The sequence below is a fragment of the Ensifer sp. EB106-03-01-XG145 genome, from assembly GCF_058792075.1.
Map to the genome: position 1 here is coordinate 1 of NZ_JBYTEC010000053.1, position 8,419 is coordinate 8,419.

The window sequence follows — 8,419 nt, forward strand, 5'->3', positions numbered from 1 at the left end:
AGCTCATTTGACGGCCCGTAGATCAACCTCAGATCGCTGCAACTGAAAAAGCCATGGGGCGTGGACGTCGCATACGCACCAGATGCACACCCGATCGAATGTTCGTTGAAGCATATAAACATCGTCCGGACTTATCTGGACGGATGGCTCTCCTGCGAACTCCTGCATCGAGACTTCCGGATTACCGTGGACGTGCGCTTCAGCGTTCGCTGACGCTTATCGAAACCGGTCATGTATTTCAGGGCGCCGCTCTCTCGGATGCCTCTCTGGTAACAACTGAGAATGCGTCTTGCGATCACTTCTGCCGTCTCACAATCTTGCGACAGCCCGCGTTCGCGCAGGATGTCTTGGAAGATCCGATCGATCTCGTTCATTTCGTGAGGGAGAAGCGCCATCGATCTAGGCAGGGAATGCATGCGCGACCTCCTTTCCCAGGGGCGACGCGGGTTCCCTCCGCCGGAGCCCCGTAGTTCGAAAATCGAGTGTGAAGAAAAAATAATATCGGCTAATCAATCCGACAAGATAGCCAAAAAGGGTGATTGAGGTCGCTCATAACGGATCGGAGCGGTAGTGAGGGTAGGCCGAGGCGCCGAGTGGTCGCTGGGCGCAAAAGTGCTAGTAAGATTTCGGGGCATGGGCCACGTGTGGGATGGACGCTGGAGCGCGGAGTTGATTGGGACTGGGGCTTGCTAGAATTTTGCCAGGTCAGATCCTGTGGTCTGGTCCACAACAGCGGAGAAGTCAGCCAAGATAGCAAGAGAGCAGAGGTGTTCGTCAGCGATTTGGATCAACGCTATGGCGACGTCATCATCAGACCAGCCCGTTGCCGTACAATAGTCGACGAACACCCCGAACGCCTCTCTGAGGGCTTCTTGGCATTCATCGCTGCTCTGCTCGTATTTAGTTTGGCGGGTTGGAGGGGCGATTATCGGTAGGGTTACCTGCTTCATTGCTTCACCCAGGCGGCCTCGTTAATTTTCCGTGGCCCACAGCGGCCCGGACGGACGGGCGGCTCTGGAGCCGGTTATTAGACCTTGGCGCTGAGGCGAAGACGCCCTGGTTGAAATCAGAATACGCCGTAATCGAAATGCGCGACAATTGACCTCAGACCATTGGCGGACCGGCTGGGACTTAGGTCGTTACAGCAAATGGGTGGTCACAGAGTAGCTTTTTAACCCGAAGTGGCTATCCGGAATCCGAAGGAATTAACTATCACGGCCGAGAGCGGCGGGAACCTCTGCGTCAACCACTTGTTTCCGTGTCCTGCGAGTCCACATTTGAAAGCAAGATCGACCCCCATCAACCTCGCTGCCAACGGCGTCGCACCGAACGCCAACGATCCACCTACCGTCTGCGATTGGTTGGGCTTCGACGGTGTCGGCCACATCGGACGTAGCAGGAAGGAGACCGGCGGCAGGTCAGATCACGATGATATGTTCTCGCCCCGAGGAACGTCACTTTCGCTCGACGGTTGGGCCCGACATTCAACGCGTCAAAGAGGAAGCAACGATGCTGAGGACATTACTGACGGCGACAGTGTTACTCGCGCTTGCTGGGCCTTCTGCCTTTGCCTTGTCCGATATCGTGTGTGATCAAGCGAACATGTCGAAGCTCGAAACTGACGTCAAGGCTATGACAGACGAGATGAAGAAGGACTACGCCAATAAGGAATTGGCGATGGCAAAGGAAGCACTTGCCTCAAACGACAACGACAAATGCAAGACGCATATGTCGAACGCAATGAAGGGAAATGACCCTATGTGACGGGTTGGGGCAGCCCTAAAGAATGGCCCCGCAGGCAACCCTGGGGCCTTTGCGCGGCCGTGTGGGACGGAAGTCCGATGGAGGATCCTTTTCCGCCGCCCCAGGTTATACTCTCGTTCCTCGACTGGCATTGTAAGGGGCAACCTGCAGGGGTGCCGCATAGGCAAGGCCTACTTTGTGGCATTTGCTATCTCACACGGAGACGTGGAAGTGACAACAAGTGTTCCCAGACAGCTTGCGCCGGCTCGAAGCACGCATCTCAACATGATGACAAGCAGTGGGTCGCCACCTAGGCTCCCGGTGGACGATACCGAATTGACTTTGCCTTTTCCAAGGCTTCGATCGTATCGTCGACACTGAGGAGAACTGTGGTCTCAATAGAACTGAGCGCGCCTCCTGCGCCAATAGCAAGAGCGACTGCCGCCATCGATATATTATCAGGCGCCTCCCACAGATTCCAACCATCATGCTCGCCAAAGGCGTACCAGAACCCATGGAGCTTTCCGCCAACGGATTCAATGTAAGTGCGTGCCGCCTCTCGGCGATCCTCGGGGTTTTCGATCATTCGCGCCCACGTTTCGGGCGTGTAGCTGAAGCGCGTGAGATAAATGGCCATGATTTGCCTCCTCCGCCAGAACAACACAGTTAACGCTCAAGGCGAGGAAAACGCGAGTCATCCAATGTGCGGACTTGTCGTAGTCAACGGTTTCAACTTCGCAGTTTCTGCGGTTGCGGCGGGAAGCCCCAGAGAAGGCAAGAAGGGTCCACAGGGGGGGCGACATTGGCCGCGTCCTAGCGCGGGGTGTCCTTCCGCTTGAGGAGGCCAGAGCGGATCACGTCCGACTTTGACGCCGGGGTGGGGAGGGAGGTGCCGACTTTGGATTGCGTGATCCATCGCGCGCCTTGAAACCCTCGTACTTCTGTTGTGCATCCAACCTGTCGGCGTCCGATACAGGACCGACCGGTGTACCATTGATGTCATGGCGGACGGATCCGGGTCGCGCGACCGCAATCTGATAGCTCCGCGAATGCACATAGGTTGCCATCGTCTTGCGCAGAGCCGTGACGCTGAATTCCGGTTTCAGGAGAGGGCGGATTTCATCCCAGAGCCCGAGTGCAAAGGGTCGGATCGGGTCGCCAATCTTGGCTGGAAGAACTGCAATCGGCCGAGTGAGAAGAGCATTGATTGCCTCGGTCTTGGCGACCTCTCGTTCACGGGCGAGAACCGGGTTGGAGTTCTCTCGCGGAGATTTCGTCTTCGGTGACTTCTGACGCATCGCAGTCCGTGCCAATCCAGGAATGTCCATTCCAGGATATGCCATTCGGCACCACGAACCAATGACATCTGCACCCATGGCGTGAACGCCAGCACGCAAGCACTGCGAGCGGGCTATGTCGTGGCGAGAACGCACCGTCGAACTCCTTATCTTCGAAATAGCGGATTTTGGAGACGAGGGAGGGGCGATTGACATTGCTGCAGAAGGATCATCTGGGAGTTCGAAAGCCGCATAATCGTTGGCATTGATGAGGTCGTGTGCCGCGATATGTTCCGCACTCGACGTAGCGCCCTTGCTTCAGGAGCGGATTGTGTAGTTGACCTCCGTTTTGCCGACCGTGCGGGCGATAAGCTCCGCTATCGACTGCAACTGTGCGCGCTGAGCCTTCCGCGGCAGTATCCTTCTAGGACAGCGTCTCAAGAACTGTTTCCGAACGATCGAGAGCAGCTCATTGCGGGTCCGCTCGGCCGCTACGCGCCGGTATCCCATTTTTGTACGGTCGACTCGTTGGTATTGAGGTAGCGCGCGAAACCGGCTGGCTAACGGGATTGTTTTCGCGCAGCGTCTTGATCTCGTCTGGGGTCAGCTCTTGCCGGACGAAACAGGCAGGCCTCATCGAAGGTCCGCATCGTCTCCTTGTCGATGGTGCCTGCAGCATACATACCTTCGACGGCGGTGTGGATCGCTTCGAAGGCATCGCTCTCGAACTTGCGCTTAGTCACCATTGTAAATCTCCAATAGGCCGCCGACCCCGATTTCGGTATCGAGCTCTCCGCGACGGGTTGGCGCGGGGCCATGTCACGGATTTCGGTCTGGTGAATGGTGCTCGAGCGCCGCAGCACTTCGTCAGCCTTGGCGGTAAGCGCGAGCGTCTGGCGGCGCGTGTCATTCGGATCGGGTTCATGCCTAACATAGCCGGCTCCCAGCGCCTGCGGAAGGGAACAAAGCTGCATTCCCATCGGTTGATGGATCGACTGCACAGTGGAAACGAAGGCGTTGGATTGGACCGTTCACATGGAGGCGCCACCACTTGAAAGAAAGCTTGCAGCGATCCTTGCGGCCGATATCGAAGGTTATTCCCGCTTGATGAATGCCGACGAAGAGCAGACGCTTGCGACTTTGACGTCGCACCGCAGTATTGTCGACGGTCTTATCGAAAGCGCCCATGGTCAGATTTTCGGGACCGCCGGCGACAGCGTGTTGGCGGAATTTCCATCGATCGTCCATGCCTTCAACTGCGCAGTCGCCATTCAGCAGGCGATGTGGCGTGCCAACCAGGCGCTTGCCGACGACCGGAAGATGAACTTCCGCATCGGGATCAATATCGGCGACGTTCTGGTGAAAGACGGCGATATCTTCGGCGATGGCGTCAATATCGCCGCCCGGCTGGAAGGCCTCGCTGATGCCGGCGGCATCTGCGTGACAAGAGGGGTACGAGATCATCTGCGCGATCGCGTGGATACCACCTTCGAGGATTTGGGTGAGCACCAATTCAAGAACATTTCGCGCCCGCTCCGGGTCTTCCGCGTCCTGTTCGACCCGCAGGCCGAACCAAGCCTGAATGTGGAGCTATCGTCCGTCGACACCCCCGAGCGATCCTCGTCTGTCGAAGAGCCCTTCTCAGTAGATGACAAAAGCGACGGGGTGCGTCGAGTCGAGGTGGCCTTTTGGGAGGCGGTACAGGAGAGCGACGACCCGGCCGAGTATCTCCTTTACCTGAAGCGGTTCCCGGCGGGTCAGTTCGCCGAACTGGCAGCCGCACGCGTTGCGCAAGGAGGGGCTGGCGATGCCGACCCTGGTATCGAGGTTTCATTCTGGGAAACAGTTCGAGACACCGGTAACGTCGAGATGATTGAAGCGTATTTGTCAAAGTTTCCGCAGGGCCAGTTCGTCGATCTCGCGAACATATTGCTGGCAGACATTCGAGCGAAATCAAACGCCTAACGATCCTCGCAACGACTTCGCGAACGCCAAGCCGGGACAATTCAGGCGCTTGCGCAGTCGAAGTCCCGAAAGCGACGGGAGGGCCAGGTGTTTGAGGACTTCTCCTCTGAGATGGTTTCTCAAGTGGCTCTGTTCCTACTCATTGGCATTGCTTTCGGCCTCCTTTTCGACACGTCTGCCGTATCGCTAGGGCGATCCGGCGCTCAAGGAGTGCAATGCATTGCAATAAGCAAGCTGAGAATGGCGGCCGCGCGGTCGGGAGGCGCAGGAAGTCATACCGCAGATTACGGGTCGCAGTGTACGTTTGGCTTGCTAATCCAATGTGCCGGAAAGAAAGGCCCCTCTTGTAGGCGGGGCGAATAGCGCCGCCAGATGGTTCACTGGGCGCGGGCAGGGATCGCAATCCAACATAAATTGCTCATGTACGCTAACCGCCAAGCCCGAGGGAGGGACGGTCTGCTTCCCGATTCCGGTACGCTGCCGCAAGAAAATGGGTTGCCAGCGGAGCAGCGCGGACCGCCCCTGGCCGCATTCGCGGCCGGTACCTGGTACGCTTTCCCGCTGCTGGCGACGGCTTCACGCTAAAAGCAGGGATGACCTCGCTAGGTGTGATTGTTGACTCTGCTCGCTGCTCATTGGAAAAGATCATCAGTTCGAGAGGGAAAACACTCATGGCAGACGAGAGCAATACCGAGACCACAGAGACGGCGCCACTGGCGGAATCAGCTCCGCCCAGGAAGCGCCGAGGACCGCGGCCGAAAAATGTCGTTTCGGACGCAACTGCTGAAACACCGGAGGCCGTTGCTGCCCCGCCCGTGAGAGGACGCAGGAAGCGCGCAGACAGGTCGGTAGAGTCGCCGGCCGTTGCCAAAAACAGGGGAAAGAAGGTCGCCAAGGGCACCGGAAAAACCCGTGGGGCAAAGCAAACGATCGAAACGCCGGCTCCGGTCCCAGTCCTCGACGACATTGCTGATCTTCGTCAGCTTGAAGAAGAGAACGCTCGGCTCCGCAAGGCGCTGGCCGAAAAACTCCGAGCTGAGAACGCCGATCTGCGCAAGCGACTGGGTCTTGCCTGATCATCGGTGAAGGGCTGATTGGATTTAGGCGATCGGCCCTCCTCATCACATTCTCGCTGCCGTTCGTCGAGAGCTGCAGCGGAGGATTCCGGTGCCATTGCTCGAGGTGGCGGCACATATGAAATCACCATGGAAATATCTGGTCCAACTGGCGTCTTTGGGGCGAACGGTCAAGGAGCCGGAAAGCCCGCGTGAAATCGCGACCGAGGAACCGGTCGGCGAAGTTGACGAACCGATAGTGGAAGCCCCGAACGAGGTTGCAGGCAATCTCGACGCCGCGACTGTCGGCGGTGAACGGGCGCCCACCACAACGGTCGACCGGTCAAGTCCCGACGATCGCGTGGCGCTTCCGGAACCCGCCGGACCAACGCGACCACCGCCGACGAAAAGGCAAAGGCGCAGCCGGAAAACGAGCGCCAGCGATGTTGCCATGGCCGATGCCGTCGAGTATGGAGATGGCGACTCCAGTGCTCCTCAGCCGCCGATGACATTCGCCGATGAGATGACCGCACTGGACGAGGACATCAGGCAACTTAGACGCCGGCTGGCAGAGAAGTTGCTGTTGCAGAACTTGCAGCTCAAGAAAATGCTTGAGCGCTTTGACGCGTCGTAAGCTGATGGCGCGCCTTCAACGTTGGATCCCTATGAAACCGCAACAGCGCAAGTTTATCGTCGAAGTCAAATCGGCCCGGCGGCGGACGACAACCAATCCATCTTCCATCTGGGGCGATACGGACCTGAAAGCCCTCGTGCGCCAGGCGGAGACCGAAGCGCCGCAACTGTTCGAACCGGCTCAGCGCCCCGACGAGCCTTCTCCGGGGCAAAGTGCGGAGGTTTGTCCGAACGAGAGCGTTGGGACCGACGCCGTTGAATTGACTTCAAATCCGGCGGCCCCGACCGAAGAAAATATTCGCACCGAGGATGTTTCTGGTCCTGCTTCCCTCTCGCCGATGGAAGCAAGCCGCACGAAGACGATTCCACCAGAAGATAAGCCGAAGCGCCAAGGGCCAACGCGCCGTGGTCGTCCCCTTGGTAGCAGGACGACAATCGCTGCTCCCGAAGCGATTTACGACGAGCTTGCCGTGCTCGAGGTAGAGAACCGTCGGCTGAAAGGGCTACTCGCGCAGCGGCTTCAACAAGAGAACGTCCAGTTGCGAAAGATGCTTGAACGGTTCGAAACAAACTGAGCCTGCAGATCGATGATCTTCGCTTCGAAGGTCATCATCTCTTCCCGCCAGAACCTCTCCCATAGAGAGCGGAGGAGATGTGAAAGAGTCGTGGTATGCACAACCGTCACGCATCGGCTCTGAATAGCCTAGCCAAGCAGAAGTCGAGGATGGTATTCCCTCGCTTACAAGTGCGAATTTAAGGGCAATACGTCAGGCCTTGGAAACGGCCGGTATGGAGTTCATCCCAGAAAATGGCACTGGTTGCTCGCTGCACATTCCAGACGCCGCTCTTTGATGTTCCAGACCCTTAAGCTGCGGGGTAGGTGGATGGGCACGTCATCCCGCCCAAGGGCTTTGCCGGACCGGCTGCTATCGCGAAGTGGCCACAGAGAGCTTCGGAAGGACCGTGGCGATCGGACGGCCGCCGCCGTCGCTCAAAGCGCCTCCGACCAGCAGGTAAGCAGCGATTACCGCCATTGATAGAAGAATTACTCCGATTGGGAGCGCTGTCGTAAACTTCCTCTGTGGCGTTCCGTAGGTGTGTCGTTCGTACATTCGCAAATCCTCAATCCTTCAATTGGGCAACGACATCAAAGCTGGTCCCTGCTGACCGCAAGGGGCGCTCCGGCGCCGTTGCCCGCCCAAGGCAGTTAAGGGCTGTGCTGCTTGGGCTAAGAAGAAAACTAACGCGACGGTAGGGTGCGACAACGAAGCTACGACCTTTGCGCTTGCGGTCTGGGACTGAGGTCCCATGGCGGAACCTTTTGCGCCGCTCTAAGTTTGGATAGGTCTCGATCCTCGACCCGATCGAGGCGCCTCTGGGCCCCGCCTGCTTTTAGTGTCCCCGTTAGATGTGGGGCCCACCGAGGTCGTCAATGCGCGCAATTCTCGATCGGCTCGCGAAAGCCGGTCGCTGGTTCACCTCAGGTCCCGCTTCAGCGGGGCCTTTTTTTACCCAGAATGGATGAGTTGTAGGCTGCTCTTGTAGTCGCACACAGCCCAGGGAGCTTCCACCCCCGCAGGAGGTTCCCCCATCTAAGCTGTCCGCATTTAGGGATGGCGGAGATCATTGCAGGAGCTCGGTTTTGGACGCAAATTCAACTATCGGCCATCTGACCTGCCACGGAACTTTCACCCAGCAGCGACTAGAGCCCCGGCGGTTCTGAATACGCCAAGTGGCGCGGTGTGA

General features: G+C 58.0%; 8 protein-coding genes and 1 pseudogene. 5 read left to right on the forward strand and 4 right to left on the reverse strand.

What is annotated here, in order from left to right:
* Positions 1-689 precede the first annotated feature (689 nt).
* A complete protein-coding gene (locus AC3WWH_RS34480; protein WP_058320651.1) occupies positions 690-950 on the reverse strand; it encodes a hypothetical protein in 261 nt (86 codons plus the stop codon).
* 559 nt (positions 951-1,509) lie between these two features.
* Here AC3WWH_RS34480 and AC3WWH_RS34485 point away from each other — a divergent pair.
* Positions 1,510-1,764, forward strand: a complete 255-nt coding sequence (locus AC3WWH_RS34485) for a hypothetical protein (RefSeq protein ID WP_058320650.1) — start codon at positions 1,510-1,512, stop codon at positions 1,762-1,764.
* 289 nt (positions 1,765-2,053) lie between these two features.
* Here the strand turns inward: AC3WWH_RS34485 and AC3WWH_RS34490 are convergent, their stop codons facing one another.
* From AC3WWH_RS34490 to AC3WWH_RS34500, 3 genes and pseudogenes are all read right to left on the reverse strand, one after another.
* Positions 2,054-2,380: a GYD domain-containing protein gene (locus AC3WWH_RS34490; protein WP_058320649.1), complete on the reverse strand. Its 327-nt coding sequence runs from the start codon at positions 2,378-2,380 to the stop codon at positions 2,054-2,056.
* 217 nt (positions 2,381-2,597) lie between these two features.
* Positions 2,598-3,119, reverse strand: coding sequence for a ProQ/FINO family protein (locus AC3WWH_RS34495; RefSeq protein ID WP_162752629.1), 522 nt, complete (start codon positions 3,117-3,119; stop codon positions 2,598-2,600).
* Between the two features lie 395 nt (positions 3,120-3,514).
* A pseudogene (locus AC3WWH_RS34500) lies at positions 3,515-3,766 on the reverse strand (helix-turn-helix domain-containing protein); the annotation flags it as partial.
* Positions 3,767-4,055: 289 nt separating this feature from the next.
* Between AC3WWH_RS34500 and AC3WWH_RS34505 the strand changes: the two are divergent.
* The 4 genes from AC3WWH_RS34505 (at position 4,056) to AC3WWH_RS34520 (ending at position 7,248) form a co-directional block, all read left to right on the forward strand.
* Positions 4,056-4,985, forward strand: coding sequence for an adenylate/guanylate cyclase domain-containing protein (locus tag AC3WWH_RS34505; protein ID WP_058320647.1), 930 nt, complete (start codon positions 4,056-4,058; stop codon positions 4,983-4,985).
* Positions 4,986-5,656: 671 nt separating this feature from the next.
* Positions 5,657-6,061, forward strand: coding sequence for a hypothetical protein (locus tag AC3WWH_RS34510; protein ID WP_058320645.1), 405 nt, complete (start codon positions 5,657-5,659; stop codon positions 6,059-6,061).
* Positions 6,062-6,152: 91 nt separating this feature from the next.
* Positions 6,153-6,674 (forward strand): hypothetical protein, encoded by a 522-nt coding sequence (locus AC3WWH_RS34515; RefSeq protein WP_156432987.1) that lies wholly within the window; start codon positions 6,153-6,155, stop codon positions 6,672-6,674.
* Positions 6,652-7,248: a hypothetical protein gene (locus AC3WWH_RS34520; protein ID WP_162752630.1), complete on the forward strand. Its 597-nt coding sequence runs from the start codon at positions 6,652-6,654 to the stop codon at positions 7,246-7,248. The genes AC3WWH_RS34515 and AC3WWH_RS34520 overlap by 23 nt, the downstream gene beginning before the upstream one ends.
* The last annotated feature ends 1,171 nt before the right edge of the window (positions 7,249-8,419 follow it).

Bases quoted from the DNA above. Each gene is read 5' to 3' on its own strand.
- AC3WWH_RS34480 (WP_058320651.1), bottom strand. From the start codon at position 950: ATGAAGCAGGTAACCCTACCGATAATCGCCCCTCCAACCCGCCAAACT.
- AC3WWH_RS34485 (WP_058320650.1), top strand. From the start codon at position 1,510: ATGCTGAGGACATTACTGACGGCGACAGTGTTACTCGCGCTTGCTGGG.
- AC3WWH_RS34490 (WP_058320649.1), bottom strand. From the start codon at position 2,380: ATGGCCATTTATCTCACGCGCTTCAGCTACACGCCCGAAACGTGGGCG.
- AC3WWH_RS34495 (WP_162752629.1), bottom strand. From the start codon at position 3,119: ATGGGTGCAGATGTCATTGGTTCGTGGTGCCGAATGGCATATCCTGGA.
- AC3WWH_RS34505 (WP_058320647.1), top strand. From the start codon at position 4,056: ATGGAGGCGCCACCACTTGAAAGAAAGCTTGCAGCGATCCTTGCGGCC.
- AC3WWH_RS34510 (WP_058320645.1), top strand. From the start codon at position 5,657: ATGGCAGACGAGAGCAATACCGAGACCACAGAGACGGCGCCACTGGCG.